The organism is Brachybacterium zhongshanense (assembly GCF_055385755.1).
On sequence record NZ_AP043790.1, the window covers coordinates 1293081 to 1313731 of the forward strand.

20 protein-coding genes and 1 pseudogene are annotated in these 20651 nt (G+C 70.4%); 9 read left to right on the forward strand and 12 right to left on the reverse strand.

What is annotated here, in order from left to right; genetic code table 11:
- The first annotated feature begins 229 nt into the window (after positions 1–229).
- Entirely contained in the window at positions 230–1939 is a 1710-nt protein-coding gene (leuA, locus tag ACZ5AJ_RS05885; protein ID WP_464138702.1) for a 2-isopropylmalate synthase, read from the forward strand.
- Positions 1940–2087: 148 nt separating this feature from the next.
- Positions 2088–2851 (forward strand): annotated as a pseudogene (locus ACZ5AJ_RS05890) (class I SAM-dependent DNA methyltransferase).
- Here ACZ5AJ_RS05890 and ACZ5AJ_RS05895 read toward each other — a convergent pair.
- Positions 2821–3924 carry an EamA family transporter gene (locus tag ACZ5AJ_RS05895; protein WP_464137944.1) on the reverse strand — a complete coding sequence of 368 codons (1104 nt, stop codon included), beginning with the start codon at positions 3922–3924 and terminating at the stop codon, positions 2821–2823. The pseudogene ACZ5AJ_RS05890 and the gene ACZ5AJ_RS05895 sit on opposite strands and share 31 nt — an antisense overlap.
- A 207-nt stretch (positions 3925–4131) precedes the next feature.
- On the opposite strand from ACZ5AJ_RS05895, the gene ACZ5AJ_RS05900 reads away from it, so the two are divergent.
- Entirely contained in the window at positions 4132–5058 is a 927-nt protein-coding gene (locus ACZ5AJ_RS05900; protein WP_464137946.1) for a LysR substrate-binding domain-containing protein, read from the forward strand.
- Positions 5059–5095: 37 nt separating this feature from the next.
- On the opposite strand, the gene thpR is transcribed toward ACZ5AJ_RS05900, so the two are convergent.
- Positions 5096–5716: an RNA 2',3'-cyclic phosphodiesterase gene (thpR, locus tag ACZ5AJ_RS05905; protein ID WP_464137948.1), complete on the reverse strand. Its 621-nt coding sequence runs from the start codon at positions 5714–5716 to the stop codon at positions 5096–5098.
- Positions 5717–5798: 82 nt separating this feature from the next.
- On the opposite strand from thpR, the gene ACZ5AJ_RS05910 reads away from it, so the two are divergent.
- The 3 genes from ACZ5AJ_RS05910 to ACZ5AJ_RS05920 are packed head-to-tail and all read left to right on the forward strand — an operon-like array spanning position 5799 to position 8167.
- Positions 5799–6575 carry a methyltransferase domain-containing protein gene (locus ACZ5AJ_RS05910; RefSeq protein ID WP_464137950.1) on the forward strand — a complete coding sequence of 259 codons (777 nt, stop codon included), beginning with the start codon at positions 5799–5801 and terminating at the stop codon, positions 6573–6575.
- A gap of 12 nt (positions 6576–6587) precedes the next feature.
- Entirely contained in the window at positions 6588–7322 is a 735-nt protein-coding gene (gene recO, locus ACZ5AJ_RS05915) for a DNA repair protein RecO (protein ID WP_464137951.1), read from the forward strand.
- Between the two features lie 44 nt (positions 7323–7366).
- Positions 7367–8167, forward strand: a complete 801-nt coding sequence (locus ACZ5AJ_RS05920; protein WP_464137953.1) for an isoprenyl transferase — start codon at positions 7367–7369, stop codon at positions 8165–8167.
- 92 nt (positions 8168–8259) lie between these two features.
- Here ACZ5AJ_RS05920 and ACZ5AJ_RS05925 read toward each other — a convergent pair whose 3' ends face one another.
- The 5 genes from ACZ5AJ_RS05925 to ACZ5AJ_RS05945 form a co-directional block, all read right to left on the reverse strand.
- Complete coding sequence (locus ACZ5AJ_RS05925) at positions 8260–8838, reverse strand: DedA family protein (protein ID WP_464137955.1); 579 nt, start codon at positions 8836–8838, stop codon at positions 8260–8262.
- Positions 8835–9221, reverse strand: coding sequence for a Fur family transcriptional regulator (locus tag ACZ5AJ_RS05930; protein ID WP_464137957.1), 387 nt, complete (start codon positions 9219–9221; stop codon positions 8835–8837). Before ACZ5AJ_RS05930 ends, ACZ5AJ_RS05925 begins: the two co-directional genes overlap by 4 nt.
- Positions 9222–9295: 74 nt before the next feature.
- Positions 9296–10225 carry a metal ABC transporter permease gene (locus ACZ5AJ_RS05935; protein ID WP_464137959.1) on the reverse strand — a complete coding sequence of 310 codons (930 nt, stop codon included), beginning with the start codon at positions 10223–10225 and terminating at the stop codon, positions 9296–9298.
- A complete protein-coding gene (locus tag ACZ5AJ_RS05940; protein ID WP_464137961.1) occupies positions 10222–10992 on the reverse strand; it encodes a metal ABC transporter ATP-binding protein in 771 nt (256 codons plus the stop codon). The genes ACZ5AJ_RS05935 and ACZ5AJ_RS05940 overlap by 4 nt, the downstream gene beginning before the upstream one ends.
- A complete protein-coding gene (locus tag ACZ5AJ_RS05945; RefSeq protein ID WP_464137963.1) occupies positions 10989–11990 on the reverse strand; it encodes a metal ABC transporter substrate-binding protein in 1002 nt (333 codons plus the stop codon). The genes ACZ5AJ_RS05940 and ACZ5AJ_RS05945 overlap by 4 nt, the downstream gene beginning before the upstream one ends.
- Before the next feature lie 135 nt (positions 11991–12125).
- On the opposite strand from ACZ5AJ_RS05945, the gene ACZ5AJ_RS05950 reads away from it, so the two are divergent.
- The 3 genes from ACZ5AJ_RS05950 (at position 12126) to ACZ5AJ_RS05960 (ending at position 14895) form a co-directional block, all read left to right on the forward strand.
- Positions 12126–13517: a glycine--tRNA ligase gene (locus ACZ5AJ_RS05950; protein WP_464137966.1), complete on the forward strand. Its 1392-nt coding sequence runs from the start codon at positions 12126–12128 to the stop codon at positions 13515–13517.
- A gap of 80 nt (positions 13518–13597) precedes the next feature.
- Positions 13598–14296: a ClpP family protease gene (locus tag ACZ5AJ_RS05955; RefSeq protein ID WP_464137967.1), complete on the forward strand. Its 699-nt coding sequence runs from the start codon at positions 13598–13600 to the stop codon at positions 14294–14296.
- Positions 14293–14895: a ClpP family protease gene (locus ACZ5AJ_RS05960; RefSeq protein ID WP_464137970.1), complete on the forward strand. Its 603-nt coding sequence runs from the start codon at positions 14293–14295 to the stop codon at positions 14893–14895. Before ACZ5AJ_RS05955 ends, ACZ5AJ_RS05960 begins: the two co-directional genes overlap by 4 nt.
- On the opposite strand, the gene ACZ5AJ_RS05965 is transcribed toward ACZ5AJ_RS05960, so the two are convergent.
- The 5 genes from ACZ5AJ_RS05965 to ACZ5AJ_RS05985 all read right to left on the reverse strand — a co-directional run bounded on the left by ACZ5AJ_RS05965 (position 14873) and on the right by ACZ5AJ_RS05985 (position 20608).
- Positions 14873–15250, reverse strand: coding sequence for a helix-turn-helix domain-containing protein (locus ACZ5AJ_RS05965; RefSeq protein ID WP_464137971.1), 378 nt, complete (start codon positions 15248–15250; stop codon positions 14873–14875). The two genes, ACZ5AJ_RS05960 and ACZ5AJ_RS05965, sit on opposite strands and share 23 nt — an antisense overlap.
- A gap of 107 nt (positions 15251–15357) precedes the next feature.
- Positions 15358–17388, reverse strand: a complete 2031-nt coding sequence (locus tag ACZ5AJ_RS05970) for a beta-galactosidase (RefSeq protein ID WP_464137972.1) — start codon at positions 17386–17388, stop codon at positions 15358–15360.
- Positions 17389–17457: 69 nt separating this feature from the next.
- A complete protein-coding gene (locus ACZ5AJ_RS05975) occupies positions 17458–18372 on the reverse strand; it encodes a carbohydrate ABC transporter permease (RefSeq protein ID WP_464137974.1) in 915 nt (304 codons plus the stop codon).
- Positions 18369–19325, reverse strand: coding sequence for a carbohydrate ABC transporter permease (locus ACZ5AJ_RS05980; protein ID WP_464137976.1), 957 nt, complete (start codon positions 19323–19325; stop codon positions 18369–18371). Before ACZ5AJ_RS05980 ends, ACZ5AJ_RS05975 begins: the two co-directional genes overlap by 4 nt.
- Positions 19322–20608, reverse strand: coding sequence for an ABC transporter substrate-binding protein (locus tag ACZ5AJ_RS05985; protein WP_464137977.1), 1287 nt, complete (start codon positions 20606–20608; stop codon positions 19322–19324). Before ACZ5AJ_RS05985 ends, ACZ5AJ_RS05980 begins: the two co-directional genes overlap by 4 nt.
- Positions 20609–20651 lie beyond the last annotated feature (43 nt).

Consider the following 20651-nt stretch of genomic DNA (forward strand, 5'->3'; position numbering starts at 1 on the left):
GTGAGTGGATCGAACCTCCTGCTTATCCGCCGCGACGGGACCTGATCGCCGGGAACCCGCCGCGGCTGACGCACTGCCCGGCATCCGGCTCATCCCTCGCGAAGGACCCCAGATGAACGACTCCACCATCGTGCGCCCCGCGGCGCAGACCGCCTCGATCCCGGCGGTCGCCGACCCCTCGATCCCTGTCGTCGGCCCCCTCGGCGATGCCCCGCAGCAGCCCTCCGGCATGCCGATCCACCGCTACCGCCCGTTCCACGAGCAGATCGCCGTGGATCTTCCCGACCGCACCTGGCCGACCCGTCGCATCACCCGGGCGCCGCGCTGGTGCGCCGTGGACCTGCGGGACGGCAACCAGGCCCTCATCGATCCCATGAACTCCGAGCGCAAGCTGCGGATGTTCGAGCTGCTGGTCGGCATGGGGTACAAGGAGATCGAGGTCGGCTTCCCCTCGGCCTCGAAGACCGACTTCGACTTCGTGCGCACCCTCATCGAGGAGGACCGCATCCCCGAGGACGTCACGATCCAGGTCCTCACCCAATCGCGCGAGCATCTGATCGAACGCACCTACGAGGCCATCGCCGGTGCGCGCCGTGCGGTGGTCCACCTGTACAACTCCACCTCGATCGTGCAGCGGGACGTCGTCTTCCGCGCCGACGAGGACGCCGTGCTGGACATCGCCGTGCAGGGCGCCCTGCTCTGCAGGAAGTACGAGGAGACGATCCCGGACACCGCGATCACCTACGAGTACTCGCCGGAGTCGTACACGGGCACCGAGCTCGAGTTCGCGCTGCGGGTGTGCAACGCCGTCATCGACGTCGTGAAGCCCACGCCCGAGGCGAAGATGATCATCAACCTGCCCGCGACGGTCGAGATGGCCACGCCCAACGTCTACGCCGACTCCATCGAGTGGATGCATCGGCACCTGGACCGTCGGGACTCGCTCGTGCTCTCGCTGCATCCGCACAACGACCGCGGCACCGGCGTCGCCGCCGCCGAGCTCGGATACATGGCCGGAGCGGACCGCATCGAGGGATGTCTGTTCGGCAACGGCGAGCGCACCGGGAACGTCGATCTCGTGACGCTGGGGCTGAACCTGTTCGGACAGGGCATCGATCCGCAGATCGACTTCAGCGACCTCGACGAGATCCGCCGCACCGTGGAGCACTGCAACCAGATGCCGGTCCCGGAGCGCAGCCCCTACGGCGGGGATCTCGTGTTCACCGCCTTCTCCGGCTCCCATCAGGACGCCATCAAGAAGGGCCTCGAGCGCATGGAGACCGATGCGTCGGCCGCGGGCGTCGATGTCGACGATGCCGAATGGCGCGTCCCGTACCTGCCCGTGGACCCCAAGGACCTGGGTCGGTCCTACGAGGCCGTGATCCGGGTGAACTCGCAGTCCGGCAAGGGCGGGATGGCCTATCTGCTGCGCACCGAGCACGGGCTGGATCTGCCGCGACGTCTGCAGATCGAGTTCTCGGGCATCGTCCAGCACCGCACCGACTCCGAGGGCGGCGAGGTCTCGCCCGAGCAGCTGTGGGACGCGTTCGTCGACGAGTACCTGCCCGCGCCGGACGCCGAGCGGCGCTGGGGACGATTCAGCTTCAACGGGCTGCATCAGGAGTCCACGGGCGAGGGCGACGACAGGATCACGGTCGCACTCGTCGTCGACGGCACCGAGCGCGAGGTGACGGGCATCGGCAACGGGCCGCTCGACGGCTTCGTGAAGGCCCTCGGGGAGAACCAGATCCCGGTCCGGATCCTCGACTACGCCGAGCATGCGCTGACCGAGGGCGACGACTCCCTGGCTGCGGCGTACATCGAGTGCGAGATCGGCGACAGGATCTTCTGGGGCGTCGGCATCGACGGCTCGATCATCCGAGCGTCCCTCGAGGCGATCATCTCCGCGCTGAACCGGGAGTTCCGCGCGCGGGTCTGAGCCTGAGCCGACGCCTCGAGGCGTCCGGGCGATCCAGGTGCCGTCGGCCGGGGGAGACCCGGCCGACGGCGTCGCCGTCCCGGATGCCTCGGACGCGCAGTCGGTATTGCGGTGGCGCGATCGGCTGCCGAGGCGCAGGACGGCGGTCATGGTCGATCAGCAGAAGCTGTGGGACGAGCGCGCCGCCCGGGAGTACGACACCCCGGGGACGGGCATGTTCGCGCCGGAGGTCCTGGGGCCGACGGTGGAGGTGCTCGCCGAGCTGGCCGGCGATGGGCCCGCGCTCGAGCTGGCCGTGGGCACCGGTCGGGTCGCGATCCCGCTGCGGGAGACGGGCGTCGAGGTCCACGGCATCGAGCTGTCCCCGTCGATGATCGCGAGGCTGCGGGAGAAGGTCGGGCCCGACGAGATCCCCGTCGTCCGAGGGGACATGCGCTCCGCGGTCGCCGGGCGAGGCTTCCGTCTCGTCTACCTGGTCTTCAACGGGATCTCGAACCTCCTCACGCAGGATGCCCAGGTGGAGTGCTTCCGCAGCGCCGCACGGCAGCTGGCCCCGGCGGATGCTTCGTCGTCGAGCTCTGGGTGCCGCAGCTGCGGTCGCTCGCGCCGGGGCGCGGCGCGACGGTGGAGGTCAGCGAGCCCGGATATCTGCTGGTCGACACCTATGACCCGCTCGAGCAGCAGGTGATCTCGCACCAAGTGCGCTTCGACGAGGCCGTCGACGGGGATCGCGGGGCGAGGATCGCCCGCACGCCCCACCGCTATGTGTGGCCGGCGGAGCTGGACCTCATGGCGCGACTGGCGGGCATGCGTCTCGAGTCGCGCTGGGCCGACTGGCGGCGCGCACCCTTCACGGCGGACTCGCGCGGCCACGTATCCGTCTACCGGCTCGCGGGAGTCTCCGAGTACTGAGCGGTCCCGGCGGACCGCTCGCCCCCGGCGGACTGCTCGCTCACGTCGGATGCATCGTCCCGAGCGGTCGGGAGCGCGTCGTCCGCGGCGAGCATCATCTCGGTGACGACGGGCATCTCGCCGGTGAGCGCGGCGTGCGAGGGAGCGGGGATCTCCCACCCGGGCTCCTCATCGATCGGCTGCGGCACGTCGGGCCCGGCGGAGCGGGCGGTGAGGGTCACGCCGACGCTCGCCGCGACGACCAGCAGCGCCGCGGCCACGCGAGCGGGGGACACCCCTTGGGAGAGCAGCAGGACGCCCGCGAGCAGGGCGATCACCGGCTCGAGGCTCAGCAGGATCCCGAAGACGTTGCGCGGGAGGCGTCGCAGGGCGGCCATCTCGAGCGTGTAGGGGAGGACCGAGGCGAGGACCGCCGTGGCCAGCGCGAGAGCGAGCAGCCGCGGGTCGGCGAGTCCGACCAGCGCACCCCGGGCCCCGAGCGGGAGGGCGGTCAGAGCACCGACCGCCATGCCGAGCGCGAGCCCGTCCTGTCCCGGCACGAGGCGTCCCACGCGAGCGCTCGCGAGGATGTAGAGCCCCCAGAAGAGCGCCGCGACGAGGGCGAATCCGACGCCGAGGAGGTCCAGGTCGGACGCGCCGAGGAAGGACTCCAGCCCGAACAGGCTCACCCCCAGAAGCGCCAGCAGCACCCACAGCAGGTCGGAGCGCCGCACCGACAGCACGGCGGAGACCGTCAGCGGACCGAGGAACTCCAGGGCGACGGCGGTGCCGATCGGGATCCGGTCGATCGCGGCGTAGAAGCTGCCGTTCATGGCGCCGATGACGATGCCGAAGGCCAGGATCGCGATCCACTGCTCGCGGTCCAGCCGGCGGACATCGGGGCGGACGACCAGCATCAGCACCACGGCGGCCAGGCCGAGGCGCAGCGCTGTCGTGCCCCACGACCCGAGCTCGGGGAAGAGGCCGACCGCGAGTGCCGCACCGAACTGCAGCGAGATGCACGACCCCAGGATCAGCATCACGGGCCCGGCAGGGGAGGCGGAGGAGGCGGGGGAGAAGCGGGAAGCGGTCACGCCTCTACTCTGCGACGCCCAGGACCTTCCGGTCCATCGAGGGTTGGCACAAGATTCCGTGAAGCTGAGCTTCATGATCGCTAGGCTGACGGACGATCGGCGGATCCGATCGTCCCTAGGTGCGCACGACCGCCGCGGAGCCGGTCCGATCAGCCTCCTGACCTGCACACCGTCCCGTCGTACGGCATCCGAGGAAGGAGCATCCCGATGCTCAGCGTCCATCGCCTGCACCTCCTGCGCGAGCTCCACCGGCTGGGGACCGTGTCCGAGGTCGCAGCCGTGAACCGCTACTCGGCGTCGGCCGTCTCCCAGCAGCTCGCGCGTCTCGAGCACGAGACGGGCACACGGCTGGTGGAGAAGGCAGGCCGTCGGCTGCACCTGACCGATGCCGCGCTCGTGCTCGTCGAGCACACGGAGCGCGTCCTGGAGGAGCTCGAGGCCGCCGAGTCCGACCTCGCCCTCTCGCACGGTCCCACCCATGGGACGCTGCGCGTGGCCTCCTTCTCCTCGGTGCTCGCGACGATCATGCCCGAGGCCCTCACCCTGCTCGCCGCCTCCCATCCTCAGCTGCGCGTCGATCTCGCCCAGAGAGAAGTGGGCCCGGCCTTCGAGACGCTCCTCGCTCGGGAGGCCGACGTGATCCTCGGCGAGGACTATCCCGGCATCGCCGAGCCCCTGCGTGAGGGCGCGGACCACGAGGACCTGATCTCGGACCCGCTGCTGCTCGCGGTTCCGCTCGTCGGCGAGCACTCCTCGCCCGCGCGGCTGGCGGACCTGGCCGAAGCCGACTGGGCCCTCGACCCCGCGGACACGCCCACAGGCTCCTGGGCGCTGTCGACCCTGCGTGCCGCGGGCTTCGAACCGCGCGTGCGGTTCGAGACCGCGGACCCGCTGCTGCAGGGGCATCTCGTGCGGTCCGGCCACGCCGCCGCGCTGATCCCCGAGCTCATCGCCGGGCAGCACCTTGGCGGCACCCGCCTGCTCCGCCTGCCCGGGGACCCCCGTCGCGGGATCTACACCGCCGCGCGATCCGGCCGATCCGCCCATCCGGCGATCCGCGCCTTCCGCAGCGCCCTCCAGGAGGCCGCGCGCCGGGAGCGCCCGGCCGTGCGCATCGACCGCCTCGACCGCTGAACGCGGCGCCCGTCGAGGTGCGGGGCGGTGAGGGCGATCATGCTCCGAGCGGGATCTCGGCGAGCACGTCGTGCAGCGGACCTCCGGACCGTCCCGCACCCGGTCGCGAGGAGACCAGCTCGAGAGAGCGCGCCCGCCATGCGGGACCGCGGTACACGCTCAGAGCGCCGACCGCCTCGGCGAGCATGAGCTGGGCCGGATCGGGGAGCTGCTCCTCCCCGCGCCGGCGGCGGGGCGGCCGTGGCGCCCTGGCGGAGACCCGAGCGACCGTCAGATGCGCCCTTCGGCGCTCCTGCTCCCTCGCTGCCCCGGCTCGAGGTCCGGGACGGCCCTGGTCCAGCAGATCCTCGCGCATCAGCGCGCCCAGCGGCGCGGTGTCGCCACCCACGCCCATCCACAGGGTCCGGCTGCTGAAGGCTCCGGCCCCGCTCAGATGGAGGGACGGGCCCTCGTGGAGCGGTGCGAGATGCTCGAGGTCGGCGACGACGTCCTCGAGAGAGCCCTCGGGAACGCTCGGTGAGAAGGCGAGGGTGATGTGCCACTGCTCGGGGTCCGTCCAGCGCAGGGTCAGGCCCGAGCCCGCACGGATCGGGGCGAGGGCGAGGGCGAGATGATCGGCCGCCTCGGGCGAGGGACGCAGAGCGACGAACAGGCGCATGGCTCCAGTGTGTCCCGGTCCGCCGACGAGATATCTTGATCTCGAGACGAACCGGTCCGTCGACGGCGAGGAGCCTGCATCCATGAGCACGCACAGCTGGGACCCCCAGCAGTACCTTCGCTTCGGCGACGAGCGCTCCCGTCCGTTCGACGATCTGCTCGCCCGGGTCGAGCCGCACATGCCGGAGGAGCCCCGGATGATCGTGGACCTCGGGGCCGGACCTGGGACGCTCACGGTGCGGCTCGCCCGCCGCTGGCCCTCGGCCCGGGTCATCGCCGTCGACGCCAGTCCCGAGATGGTCGAGGCCGCCGCCGAGCTGCCGGGCATCGAGGCGCAGCTCGCGGACCTGCGCACATGGGAGGCGCCGGACCCCGTCGACCTGCTGATCGCCCATGCGAGCCTGCAGTGGGTGCCCGAGCATCTCGCGCTGCTCGAGCGCCTGGTGGGGATGCTCGCACCGGGCGGCACGATCGCGCTGCAGGTGCCCGGCAACTTCGCCGAGCCCAGCCATGCGCTTCTGCGCGAGCTCTCCTCCCGGGAGCCCTATGCGAGCGCGGCCGCGGGCGTCGCCCATCCCGATGCCCATGACGCGCTCGACTATCTGCGCGCGCTGCAGGACCTCGGCTGCGCGGCCGACGCCTGGGAGACCACCTACCTGCACGTCCTGCATGGACCCGATCCCGTCTTCGAGTGGATCAGCGGGACCGGTGCCCGTCCGCTCCTGCAGAGGCTCGAGGGCCCGCTGCGGGAGCGCTTCATCGCGGAGTACAAGCAGCTCCTGCGGGAGGCGTATCCCGATGACGGACGCGGCGTGGTGCTTCCCTTCCGCCGGGTCTTCGCCGTCGGCCGTCGGCCGTAGACTCGGAGCACCATGCAGCAGAAGCTCTATCGGGACGACGCGATCGTCCTGCGCACCCATCCGCTCGGCGAGGCGGACCGCATCATCACGCTGCTCACCCGCCGGCACGGCAAGGTGCGGGCCGTCGCCAAGGGCGTCCGTCGCACCGGCAGCCGCTTCGGTGCGCGACTGGAGCCCTTCACCCTCGTCGACGCGCAGCTCCACGCGGGCCGCTCCCTGCACACCGTCACCCAGGTGATGACGATCGAGGCGTTCGCCGCGCCGATCAGCGCCGACTACTCCCGCTTCACCGCCGCCAGCGCGATGCTCGAGACGGCGGACCGGCTCACCGACGAGGTCGTGGACCCCTCGCAGCGGGGGTTCCTGATGCTCGTCGGGGCGCTGCGCACGATGGCCGCCGGAAGGATCAGCCCCGCGCTCGTGCTCGACTCCTACCTCCTGCGCACCCTCGCCCTCTCGGGCTGGGCGCCCGAGCTGCGCGTCTGCGCCTCCTGCGGCGCGCCCGGCCCTCACCACGCCCTCGACATCCGCGCCGGGGGGCTGGTGTGCACGCCCTGCCGTCGGCCGGGCGCGATCGCCGTGCGGCAGAGCGCGATCGAGCACATGATCTTCCTGCTCGCCGGGGACTGGGACAATGTGGTGACCGCCGACGACACCGTGGTGCACGAGGCGGGTCGAATCGTCGCGGACACCGTGACCTGGCATCTCGAGCGCTCAGTGCGCTCGCTGAGCTACGTCGAGCGCTGACCGCCCCACCGCCGCGCCGCGCGCGCCCGATCCCGGAGGACCCCATGCCCGGCGCTCCCGCCCACGGCCATCTCGAGCCCTACGACCACCCCAGCGGACAGCGGCCCCCCTCGCTGCCGGCCGAGCTGGTGCCCGGTCACGTGGCCGTCGTCATGGACGGCAACGGACGCTGGGCCAACCAGCGGGGCCTTCCGCGCACTGCCGGCCACGAGGCCGGTGAGGCCGCCCTGCTGGATGTGGTGGCCGGGGCGCTCCAGATCGGCGTGACGCATCTGTCGGCCTATGCCTTCTCCACCGAGAACTGGAAGCGCTCACCGGAGGAGGTGCGCTTCCTGATGGGCTTCTCCCGCTCCGTGCTGCGCCGACAGCGCGACACCCTGCACTCCTGGGGCGTCCGGATCCGATGGATCGGGCGCGAGCAGCGCCTGTGGGGCTCCGTCATCAAGGAGCTGAAGGAGGCGGAGGAGCTCACCCGGAGCAACACCCGCATGACCCTGTACATGTGCGTCAACCATGGGGGGCGCGCCGAGATCGTCGACGCGGTGCGCGAGATCGCCGAGCTGGCGCGCGCGGGGCGCATCCGGGGCCGCGGCATCACCGAGGCCAGCTTCGCCAGGCACCTCACCGATCCGGACATGCCGGATGTGGACCTGTTCCTGCGCACCAGCGGTGAGCAGCGCACGTCCAACTTCCTGCTCTGGCAGGCGGCCTATGCCGAGCTCGTGTTCGTGCCGGAGCTGTGGCCCGATGTCGATCGGGTGGTCCTGTGGAGAGCGATCACGGAGTATGCCCGCCGTGACCGCCGCTACGGCGGAGCCGTCGACGCGCCGACCGCGGAGTCCTGACACCGGGTCCTGGCACCGACTCCTGGCACAGGGGCCGGCCGACGGCGCGGAGGCGACGGCGCGCGGCCGACGAGCGCACCGCGGGCACGAGCTCAGGCGGTCGTGGGCTCGCCCTCCGTCTGCTCCCTGCTCTCCTCGGCGCGCCGTCGTCCTGCTCTGCGCCGTCGCACCAGCAGGACGATCGCCAGGACGGCCAGCACGGTCACCGCGGCCGCGACCCAGGGCTCGAACAGGAACAGCCTGATCCAGGCCAGAGCGACGGCGAGGCCGACCGTCGCGTGGATCACCGCCCAGGCGAACCCGCCGACGGCCAGGGCCGGAAGATATCGGCGCAGCGGCATCGCGTTCATGCCGGCGGCGGCGTTGACCGCGGTCTGGAAGCCGACGGTCAGGAAGCTCACGGCGACCACCGGCGCACCCCAGCGGTTGACCGTGTCGGTCGCCCGGACGACCCGATCCGAGGACAGGAATGCGGCGATCCGGCTGCGCATCCCCGTGGGCGCATCGCCTCCGTCGACCTGCCCGCCCTGGGCCGCGAGGGCCTCCGGGCCCGTCGCCAGCCGGCGGAATCCGCGGCCGACGGAGTAGGTGCCGCCTGCGCGCATGATGATCACGCCGTAGAAGAAGATCGTCGCGGGGACGAGAGGGAGGGACTGGATCCAGTCGATCATCGTGCGGCATGCTCCGTGCACAGACCGAAGACCTCGAGGGTGTGGTCGAGGTCGGTGAAGCCGTGCTGCCCGGCGATCGCGGTCATCGCCGCCTCCAGCTCGGGAGCCAGGAACTCGACGGTGTGCCCGCATTCGCGGCAGACGAGGTGGTGATGGTGGCCGCTGGCCTCGCACTGCCGGTAGAGGGACTCGCCCTCATCGGTCACCAGCACGTCCAGGCGGTCGTCCTTGGCCAGCGCCTGGAGGTTCCGGTACACGGTGGCCAGGCCCACGGTCTCGCCCACCGCCCGCAGCTGCTCATGGATCTGCTGGGCGCTGCGGAAGTCGTCCTGCTGCGCGAGAGCCTCGAGGATCGCCGAACGCTGCCGTGTGTTCCGTTGCATAGGCCGATTGTCCCCTGACCCGCTCCTGCCCGCCATGATCGACATCTCCTCCCTCCAGGCGCGCCGATGCGCGCTCACCTCTGCGCAGCCGACCCCGTGCCGGTCCTCGCGCCCGCAGTCCCGGACGCCTCTGCGGTCCCGGGAGCATCCGTCGCGAGAGCTCCTCGGGTGCGGACAGCCCTGACGACCATCCCGAGCACGTACGCCGCGATGGTCAGCAGGACGATCACGCCTCCCGGCGGAAGGTCCACGTACACCGTGATGACGAGCCCGGAGATGGCGCACACCACGGCGATCGCCATGGCCGTGCGCATCGTCCGGGCGAAGCCGACGACCATCTGCTGGGCCGCCGCGACGGGCACGATCATCAGCGCCGAGACCATCAGCGCGCCGACGATGCGCATCGACAGCGTCACCGTCAGGGCGGCGATGATCGCGACGAGCACGTTGGCCGCCCGCACCGGCAGGCCGGAGGCGAGGGCGAACTCCTCGTCGCCGGTGACGGCCGACAGGAGGCCGCCGAGGCCGAGGCCGATGCCGAGCACCACCACGGCGAGCACGACGGTGATCGCGAGGTCTGAGCGGGTCACCGTGGACAGCGAGCCGAAGAGGTACCCCATGAGGTTCTGGGAGGTGCCGCCGGCCAGCTTGATGATGACGACGCCGCCGGCGATGCCGCCGTAGAACAGGATGGCCAGGGCGACATCGCGGCTGGTGTGCCCGATCTCCCGCACGTACTCGATGGCCAGCGCACCGATCACCGAGGCGGCGAGGGCGCCGGGGATCGCGAGCAGGTCTGCCGGTGAGGCGCTGATCCAGGCGCCGACGAGCCAGCCGATCGCCACTCCCGTGAGGGCCACGTGCCCGAGGCCGTCGCCCAGCAGAGACAGCCGCTTCTGCACCAGGAAGGTGCCGACGACGGGGGCGGTCAGTCCGATCAGCACCGCGATGATCAGCGGGTATCGGAGAACGTCCGAGGTGAGGAGGTCCAGGGGAGAGATCATGCGGGGTGGATCTCCTGTCCGAGGCACTCGTCGATCTCGTCGACGGGGCCGAGGTGGTCATGGCCGGGGTCCAGGTGCGGTCGCTGCGCGGGCGGACCGTCGTGCACGACCCTCCCGTGGTCGAGGACCACGGCGCGGGTGATGTCGCCGGCCAGCGCGCCGGTCTCGTGGAGTACCACGAGGATGGTCGTCCCCCGGGCGCTGAGCTCCCGGAAGAGGTCGGCGATGAGCTCCTGCGTGATCAGATCGATCCCGGCGAAGGGCTCGTCGAGCACCAGCAGCTCGGGCTCGCGCACGAGCGCGCGGGCGATCATCACCCGTCGGCGCTGCCCGCCGGACATGCGGGTGATGGGACGGTCGGCGAGATCGGCCATGCCCACCGCCTCGAGGGCCCGCAGGATCCGCGGGTCCCTCCTGCGCAGGATCCACGAGCGGGATCCCAGCAGCCCCGTCGCGACGGTCTCGCGTGCGGTGGTGGGGATCGATCCGGGGGCGGGGTTGTCCTGGGGGACGAAGCCCAGACGGTCGTGCGCCGTCAGACGCCTCGAGGGCGAGGAGAACAGCAGCGCGGTGCCCGAGGACAGCGGCAGGATGCCCAGCACGGCGCGGAGCAGGGTCGACTTGCCCGAGCCGTTGGCGCCCATGAGCGCGACCAGCTCCCCGGGGCGCACCGTGAGGTCGACCCCGTGGAGGATCTCGGAGCCTCCGAGATGGACGTGCGCGTCCTCGACGACGATCAGCGGCGTCGGACGGTCGGCGCCGCTCACGACCAGCTCTCCACGAGCTTCTGCGCGTTCTCCCTCATGACCTGGAGGTAGTCCGCGGATTCGTCGAGCTGGGTCTCGAGGTTGTCGAGCTCCTCCGAGGCGACGCCGACGGTGTCGGCGAGGGTCTGGGCGACCTTCGGCGAGGCGGTGGTCTCGAAGAAGATCGTCGTCACCCCTTCCTCTTCGATGATCGCCTCGAGCTGGAGCAGCCGCTGGGGAGAGGGCTCGGTCTCCGGGTCGACGCCCGTGATGCCGACCTGCTCGAGGTCGAAGCGGTCGGCGAGATAGGCGAAGGCCGTGTGGCTGGTGACGAAGGTGCGGCTGCCATCGACTGCGCCGAAGGACTCCTCGAGCTCGGCGCTCAGCGCCTCGAGGTCCGAGCGGAGCTCCGCAGCGGCGGCGGCGAAGTCCTCGGCTCCGTCGGGATCGATCTCGGCGAGCCGGTCGGCGATCGCATCGCCGATCTGCGCCATCCGGTCCGGATCATGCCAGACATGCGGATCGGTGCCGGAGATGCCGTGGTCGTGAACGTCCTCCGAGCCCTCGCCGCCGCCATCGCTCTGCTCGGCGTCGGCCTCCTCGGCGGTGTCCTCGTGATCATGGTCGTGCTCGTCCTCGCCGGAGGAGGCGAGCATCGTGATCACCGCGGAGACATCGAGCACATTGTCGGTTCCGTGGGAGGAGATCGCGTCGTCGACGGCGGTCTGCAGCCCCGGGATCTGGAGGACCAGGTCCGCCTCCTGGACCTCGAGGACCTGCTTGACGGAGAGCTCGAGGCCATGGGCGTCGGCTCCGGGCGTGGAGTAGTCGGTCACGGCGACGCGCTCGCCGCCGATGCGGGAGGCCAGGAAGCTCATGGGATAGCAGGTGGTCACGATGGAGACGCCGTCCGCCCCGGAGCCCCCGGAGCCGGAGCAGGCGGCCAGCAGCCCGGTGCCGGCTCCGAGGCCGATCAGGGTGAGCAGGGTCCGTCGGGTGGGGGAGTGCGGGAGCGACATGACAATCATTCTCACCAGTGTGGTCCTCCGCCGCAAGCGGGCGAGCGTCGGGCGGCGCTGTTCGTGGGGACCGTCACAGGATCGGCGTCGGTATGCTGGTGCAGTTCCGTTCGACCCGTCACCAGGAGAATCCCCGTGGCCAAGGCCCCCGCCAGCACGCTGGACAACGTCATCGCCCTCGCCAAGAAGCGCGGCTTCGTGTTCCCTGCCGGTGAGATCTATGGCGGAACCCGATCGGCATGGGACTACGGGCCGCTCGGCGTGGAGATCAAGGAGAACATCAAGAAGCAGTGGTGGCGCACCTTCGTGCAGTCGCGCGCGGACATGGTGGGCCTGGACTCCTCGATCATCCTCCCCAAGCGCGTGTGGGAGGCCTCCGGTCATGTCGCGACGTTCACCGATCCGCTGGTCGAGTGCCGTCAGTGCCACAACCGCTACCGCGAGGACCACCTCATCGAGGCCTTCACGGAGAAGAAGGGGCGCGCTCCCGAGGGCGGCCTGGCGGAGATCGTCTGCCCCCATTGCGGCACCCGGGGCGAGTTCACCGAGCCGCAGCAGTTCTCGGGCCTGATGAAGACCTTCCTGGGAGCCGTCGACAACGAGGCGGGGCTCCACTACCTGCGTCCGGAGACCGCGCAGGGCATCTTCGTGAACTTCAACAACGTGGTCACGGCGGCGCGGATGAAGCCCCCGTTCGGCATCGGCCAGGTCGGCAAGGCCTTCCGCAACGAGATCACGCCCGGCAACTTCATCTTCCGGACCCGCGAGTTCGAGCAGATGGAGATCGAGTTCTTCACCCCGCCGTCGGAGGCGGACGAGCACTTCAGGACCTGGGTCGAGGACTGCTGGAACTGGTTCGTCGACCTGGGCATCGACCCGGCGAACCTGCGACGCTTCGACGTCCCGGAGGATGAGCGCGCCCACTACAGCGCCGGCACCATCGACCTGGAGTACCGCTTCGGCTTCCAGGGCTCGGAGTGGGGAGAGCTCATGGGCATCGCCAACCGGACGGACTTCGATCTGGGCAGCCACACCGATGCCTCCGGCACGAAGCTCCAGTACTTCGACCAGGCCGCCAACGAGCGCTACACGCCGTACGTCATCGAGCCGAGCTTCGGCCTGACCCGGTCGATGATGGCCTTCCTCGTGGACGCCTACACCGAGGACGAGGCTCCCAACACCAAGGGCGGCGTCGACGTGCGCACGGTCCTCAAGCTCGATCCGCGGCTGGCCCCGGTCAAGGCGGCGGTGCTCCCGCTGTCCAAGAGCGAGGACCTCGTTCCGCGGGCCGAGTCGCTCGCCGCCCGGCTGCGGAAGCACTGGAACGTCGACATGGACGTCTCCCAGGCGATCGGCCGCCGCTACCGCCGCCAGGACGAGATCGGCACCCCGTTCTGCATCACCGTCGACTTCGAGACGCAGGACGATCAGTCCGTGACCATCCGGGAGCGCGACACGATGGCGCAGGAGCGGGTGGCCCTCGACCAGGTCGAGTCGTATCTCGCGTCTCGCCTGATCGGCGCCTGATCCCGCGTCCTCCGCCCTGCGCTGATCAGCGCAGGGCGGAGGACGGCCCGGGGGACGGCCGGGCCGATGATGCTGGATGCATGTCTGCTGAACCCGCCCATCCCGTCGTCGACAACACCGCCGCCCACCTGCTGCACCATCGGACCCTGCTGCTGGATCGGGAGCTCGATCAGGACAACGGCGCTCGCCTCTGGTCCCAGCTGATCCTCCTCGCCGCGGAGGATCCCCGCACGGACATCACCCTCCTGATCAGCTCACCGGGAGGGCTGGTGCCCGCGATGCTCGCGATCAGCGATCTGATGGATCTGATCCCCTGCGATGTGCGCACCGTGGCTCTGGGGATGGCCTACAGCGCCGGACAGTTCCTGCTCACCCACGGCACGCCGGGCAAGCGCCTGATCCTGCCCCACGGGCGTGTGCTCATGCATCAGGGATCGGCCGGCTTCGGGGGCAGCGCCCCAGACATCGAGCTGCAGGCCGAGGACCTTCGTCGGAACCGTGATCTGCTGATCCGCATCACGGCGCAGCGCACAGGGCAGAGCGTGGAGACGATCGCCCGGGACTCCGAGCGGGACCGCATGTGGGATGCGCAGTCGGCGGTCGACTACGGCTTCTGCGACGGGATCGTGACCTCGCTCGAGGAGATCCTCCCGCAGCCTCCGTCGGGGAGCGTCGCGACGTCGATCGGGTACGTCGGTCAAGGGGCCGTCCCTCCGCAGGGGCCTCTCGGATCGCCGACGGGCGGACCGACGAGCGGATCGACGGGCGGGCTGCGATGAGCACCTACACCATCCCCAGCGTGATCGAGCGCACCCGCACGGGCATGGAGCGCAGCTCGGACGTCTACTCGCGGCTGCTCTCGGACCGGATCGTCTACCTCGGCACCCCCGTGGACGACGGCGTCGCGAACACCGTGATCGCCCAGATCCTGCATCTGGAGAACGAGGCCCCGGACGCTCCGATCCACCTGTACCTCAACTCCAGCGGCGGTGACGCGCAGTCCGTGCTCGCCATCTACGACACCCTCGCGTATGTGCGCTCGACCGTCTCGGTGACCTGCGTGGGACAGGCCGTCGCCGCTCCGGTCGTGCTCCTCGCAGCCGGCTCCCCGGGGCTCCGCTCCGTCCTCCCGCACACGCGCATCGTCCTGCACCCGCTCGAGGCGGAGGGCCGCGGCGCGGTGCCGGACCTGATCCTCGCGACCGAGGAGGTCCAGCGGATCCGCCGGGCGCTCGAGACGCTGATCGCCGAGCGCACCGGGCGATCCCTCGACGAGGTCCGTCGGGACCTGGAGAGGGAGCGGGTGCTCGATGCTCAGGAGGCGGTGGCCTACGGGCTCGCCGACGAGGTGCTGATCAGGCGGCCGACAGCAGCGTGAGCCCGGCCTGCACGGAGGCCGACGTCCGACGGCCGCCGCTCAGCTCACGCAGCCTCGCCGGTGCTGGTGCCGTCTCCGACGTCGAGGTCAGCTCGAGCATCGTCGCAGAGGCGATACGCGCGAGCAGCCGCGGGACTGTCGTGCCGAGCGCACCGGCGATCGCGGCCAGCAGCTCCGAGGAGGGATCCTTGCGCCCGCGCTCCACGTCGGACAGGTGCTGCATGCTGACTCCGGCCTGGGCGGCGACCTGAGCGAGGGTCCGCCGCTGTCCCTGCCGCGCCGCCCGCAGCTCGGCGCCGATCAGCTCGCGCAGCAGCGGTTCCAGGTGCTCCGGGTGCTCCGGATATCCTTCCATGTCGGGAGCGTACCGATGTCCTGGCGGGCGCGCGCCGGCCTCTGCTGTGAGCGGAAGGCCGCCGCGCGCCGACGGACAGGGGCGGCGGTCATGCGCCGACGAGCGGATCAGGGGGTGCGGAGCTCCAGGCGATCGCCCGGCTGGACGCGGACGACGGCGACTGCGCCGGCGGCGAGGACGATCCCCCCATCCGTGCGCTGCCCGGAGACCAGATCGAGCCCGTCCCCCTGCACGGTGACGTCGTCCGCGCCGTGGTGGAGCAGGAAGAGATGGTCGGCCGAAGCACTGCGCCGACGCACCGCCTCGACACCGAGCTCCGCCGCCCCGGCGAGGACGGGAGAGACTCCGGCGGCCCTGGCCTCGGCATCGAGGAACGCGTCCTTGGAGGCCTGGTCCAGTCGTGCCGAGAGGTAGATCGCCCGGCCCGACCCACGGGCGGCACCGGTGATCGCGGGCAGTCCCGCCACCGCACCGTCCGCATAGGTGGCGATGACCTCGGCGTCGTCGACGCGGACCCGCTCGATCCACTGGACGGCGATCGAGCCGTCGGAGAGGGCGACGGCCTCGTCGTCGGCGAGGGGGAGGTGCTGGGTCACGCGGATGCCCAGCAGATCACGCAGCGCTGCCGGGTATCCGCCGAGGCCGACGCGCTGATGCTCGTCGACGAGACCGGACAGGTAGGTGACCACGAGCCGCCCGCCCGCCTCGACGTACTCGCGCAGCCAGGAGGCCGTCTCCTCGGTGACGACGATGAGCGCGGGCACCACCAGCAGCGGATACCGGGAGACGTCGGCCAGCGGGCGGACGAAGTCCGTGGCGTAGCCCGCACGCCAGAAGGCGCGGTGAGCGGCCCGCACCTCCTCGCGGTAGGTGAGACCGTCATGCGGCATGGTCGGGGTCTCCATGGTCCACCACGAGTCCGCATGCCACAGGATGCCGATCTCCGCAGGGTTCAGCACTCCGTCGGCCGGGGGAGCGGTCACCTCGGAGATGTCCTCGAGGATGCGTCCGAGCTCGACGACGCTCTCGAACTGCTCGTCGTCGCCGCCGGCATGGGGGACCAGGGCGCCGTGCCACTGCTCCGCGCCGCCGGCGGAGGCCCGCCACTGGAAGAACAGCGCCGACTGCGAGCCGCGGGCGATGTATCCCAGTGCGTTGCGGATCATCCGATCAGCGGTCTTCGCGAAGGTCCGATCGGCGGTGATGATGCCGCGGGCGTTCTGCTCCATCAGCACCCAGGGCCCGCCAGCCCAGGAGCGGGTGAGATCGGAGCCGTAGGCGACATGCGTCTCGCCGTCGGGACCGGGAGTGTCGAGGTAGTGGTCGATGGACACGACGTCGAGCTCCTCGGCCCAGGACCACTGCTCCAGGTGGTTCCAGGTGGGGAGCATGAAGTTCGTGGTGACGGGGGCGGTGGACCCGGAGGCGCGGATCTCCTCTCGCTGCTCTCGCATCGCAGCGAGCATCTCGTCGGAGCTGAAGCGGCGGAAGTCGACGGCCTGGGCGGGGTTGTGCAGGTACTGGGTGTCCCGCGGAGGGAGGATCTGCTCGAAGTCGCTGTAGCGCTGGGACCAGAAGGCGGTCGTCCAGGCATCGTTGAGTGCCTCGATGTCGTGGTAGCGGGCTCGCAGCCAGGTGCGGAAGGCGGCTGCGGCATGAGGGCCGTGGTCGAGGGTCCCGTACTCGTTGTGCACGTGCCAGCCCCGCAGCCCGGGATGGTCCCCGAAATGCTCCGCGAGAGCACGGGCGATGCGGCGCGATGCCTCGCGGTACGACGGGGCGGAGATCGCATAGGTGTCGCGGGAGCCATGGGAGAGGACGGCTCCGTCGGGTCGCACCGGCATGGCATCGGGGTGAGCGAGGGTGAACCATGGCGGCGGGGATGCCGTCGGGGTGGACAGGAGGAATCCGACGCCGGCCTCTGTCAGCATCTCGATGGCCTCGTCGAGCCAGGCGAAGTCGTAGGTCCCCTCGGAGGGCTCGAGCTTCGACCAGGAGAAGACTCCGAGGGTGACGGTGTTGATGCGCGCACGGCGCATCAGCTCCATGTCCTCGGCCCAGATCTCCCGGGGCCACTGCTCGGGGTTGTAGTCGCCGCCGAAGAGCAGCTGCGTCGGGGCGAAGGGCTGGGAGGTCATCGTGGCTCCTGGGATCCGGTGGAAGGACTGGTCGGTCGTCTCTGTGATCATGCCGTCATACCTCGGGGATCACCCCTTGAGACCGCCGCTGACGAGATCGAGCCGCCAGTAGCGCTGGAGCACCAGCATCATGATGATCAGCGGGATCACGGACACCGCGGCGCCGACGATCGCGAGGCTGTAGAGCGAGGGAGTGCCCGAGCCCTTGGAGAGCAGCGTGTACAGGCCCACGGTCAGCGGGTAACGGCTCTCGTCGGAGAGCATGATGAACGGCAGCAGGAAGTTGTTCCAGGTGCCGACGAACTGCAGCAGGAAGATGGTCACCATGCCGGGCACCATCATCGGCAGCACCATGGATCCGAAGATCCGGGCCTCTCCCGCGCCGTCGAGGCGCGCCGCCTCGAGCAGCTGGGTGGGGATGGCGCTCGCGGCGAAGACCCGCGCGAGGAAGATGCCGAAGGGGTTGATCAGCGACGGCAGCAGGACCGACCAGTAGGAGCCCGCGAGACCGATCTTCGCGAGCAGCAGGTACTGGGGGACGGCGAGGATGATCCCGGGAAGGAGGACGCCGGCGAGGATCGCGACCATCCAGATCCGCTGTCCGGGGAACTGGAACATGGCCAGCGCATATCCCGCCATCGTCGAGACCAGCGTGGCGACGACCGACCCCAGTCCGGCGTAGATGACGCTGTTGAGGACCCACATCAGGAACTGGCCGTCGTTGTAGGCGAACAGGTCGCGCAGGTTGTCCAGGAGCGCTGTGCCGGGCGCGAAGGTGAAGGTGCTGAACAGCTCGCTGTTGGACTTCGTGGAGGCGATGACGACCCAGGCGACCGGGACCAGGCAGTAGATGGCGCCGAGCAGCAGGATCCCGCTCGCGACGAGCGGACGGCGTGCGGGTCGGCGCTGTCCGTCCGAGGCGGGGGCACCGGGCGACGGCAGAGGACGCGAGGGCTGTGTCGTGGTCGGGCTGAGGGCGGTCATGCGCGGTCATCTCCTCCGAAGGCGCTGCGCTGGGTGGCGCGCAGCAGGATGACGGACAGGATCAGGGTGCCGACGGCCAGCAGCACCGACGAGGCGGAGGCGAGCCAGATGTCGTCCCGCGCGAAGGCGTCGCGGTAGATCTTCATGAGGGGGACCCAGGTCTGCGAGATCTCGGTGGTCATGGGCCGGAGCGTGGTGGGCTCGCCGTAGAGCTGGAGGGTCCCGATCAGGGAGAACAGCCCCGTCAGCACGAGCGCAGGGGCCACCAGGGGGATCTTGATGCGCCAGGCGATCGTCCGCTCCCCGGCTCCGTCGAGTCGAGCGGCCTCGTAGATCTCGTCCGGGATGCCTCGCAGCGAGGTGTAGATGATGATCATGTTGAACCCGATTCCCGACCAGATCGCGATGTTCGCGATGGCCGGATAGAGCGTTCCCCCAGTCAGGACGGAGACCCCGTCGAGCCCCAGCTGCTCGAGGATCCAGTTCAGAGGACTCGTCGAGGGGAGACAGAGGAAGCCCCAGAGCAGGGAGGCGATGACACCGGGCACCGCGTAGGGGATGAAGATGGCGGTGCGGGAGAACTGCGCCGCCCGCACCCGGGGGAGGTCGAGCAGCAGCGCGAACAGGAGCGCGCCGCCCAGAGTCAGGGGGACGGCGATGACGCCGTAGACGAGCAGACGCCCGAAGCCCGCGAGGAACTCGGCGTCGGTGATCGCCTGGAGGTAGTTGGTCAGGCCCACCCAGGTCTCCGTCTGGAGGCCGAAGGGGCCGACGTCCTCGATGCGCATCCCGCGCACGCTCAGATACAGCGCGTAGACGATCGGGATCGCCAGGAAGGCCAGGAAGAGCAGTCCGGCGGGGAGCAGGAAGAGGTGCGGTGCGAGCCAGCGACGGGAGCTGGCGCGTCCGGAGGTCGCGCGTCGTGACCGTGCGGCTGTCGGCAGTGTGCTCATCGTCCGGTCACCTCGTATCCGTCGTCCTGCATATCGGCGACGACGGCTTCCTGCACCGTCTCCAGCGCATCGGTCAGCGGAGCTCCAGCGGTCACCGCTGCGGACATCGCATCCTCGAAGGCCGTGGAGGCGACGTTGACGTTGGGGCCCCATGTGCTCTCGGGAAGGGTGCTCGCCGCGATCTGCGCCGCGATCTCCCAGTAGTCCTCCTGGTCGGTCATGAAGTCCGGAGGGTCGCCCTCGAGGGCGATCTCCTGTCCGACGGTGGCGGCCGGATAGTTCCCCTCCCGGATCTGGATCCGACAGGCCTCCTCGGCGGTGCCGATCCAGGTCGCGAAGGCTGCGGCCTCGGCCGGATGCTCGCAGTCGGTCGTGACGACCACGGCGGAACCGCCCTGGAAGGCGACATCGGCATCTCCGGGAGTCCACTGCGGGAGCGGTGCGATCGCCCAGTCGCCCGCCATGTCGGCGGCCACTCCCGCGATCACACCGGGTGCCCACATGCCTGCGGGGAAGGAGAGCACCTGGCCCTTGATGAGCTTCGAGTTCCATTCGGGGGTGAGGATGGGCTCCGCGGTCACCAGATCGCGGTCGACCAGGTCGCCCCAGAACTCCGCCACGGCGACGGACTCGGCACCGGCGATGTCGACGTCCCAGGAGATCCCTGAGCCGTCCCACCAGGTCGCTCCGGACTGCTGGGCGAGGCCGGCGAAGGCTCCGAACTCGGCAGGGGCGAAGGTCGCCAGGCGGGTGGTCGGATCGGCGTCCTTCACCTGCTCGGCCGCGTCGGCGAACTCCGTCCAGGTGCTGGGCAGGTCGATGCCGAGCTCGTCGAGGCGGGCGCGGTTGTAGGTGAAGCACTGCGGTCCGGCGTCCTGCGGGATCCCGTAGGTCTGCCCGCCGAACGTCGCCTGGTTCCAGATCCCCTGGCCGTACTCGGCCTCCACCCCTGCCACGTGGTCGCTGATGTCGGCGGCCACACCGGCGACGATGAGCGAGGGGAGGGTGGGGTACTCGACCAGGGCGAGATCGGGCGAGTTGCCGGCACGCGTGGTCGTGATGAGCTTGGCGGCCGAATCGTCGCCGCCGCCGGCATCGGTGTGGACGACCTGGATCTCCGGGTGCGCGGCGTTCCACGCCTCCACCAGGGGCTTCTGCGTGGCCCCCCAGCCCCAGAACTCGAGGGTCACGGGTCCCTCCCCGGTTCCGGTGCCGCAAGCGGCCAATGATGCCGACGCGATCGGCGCTCCCGCGAGGGCAGCGAGCAGCGTCCTGCGCTTCATGGTGCAACTCCTTCGGTGCCGTGCGCGGAGGGTGGACTGGGAC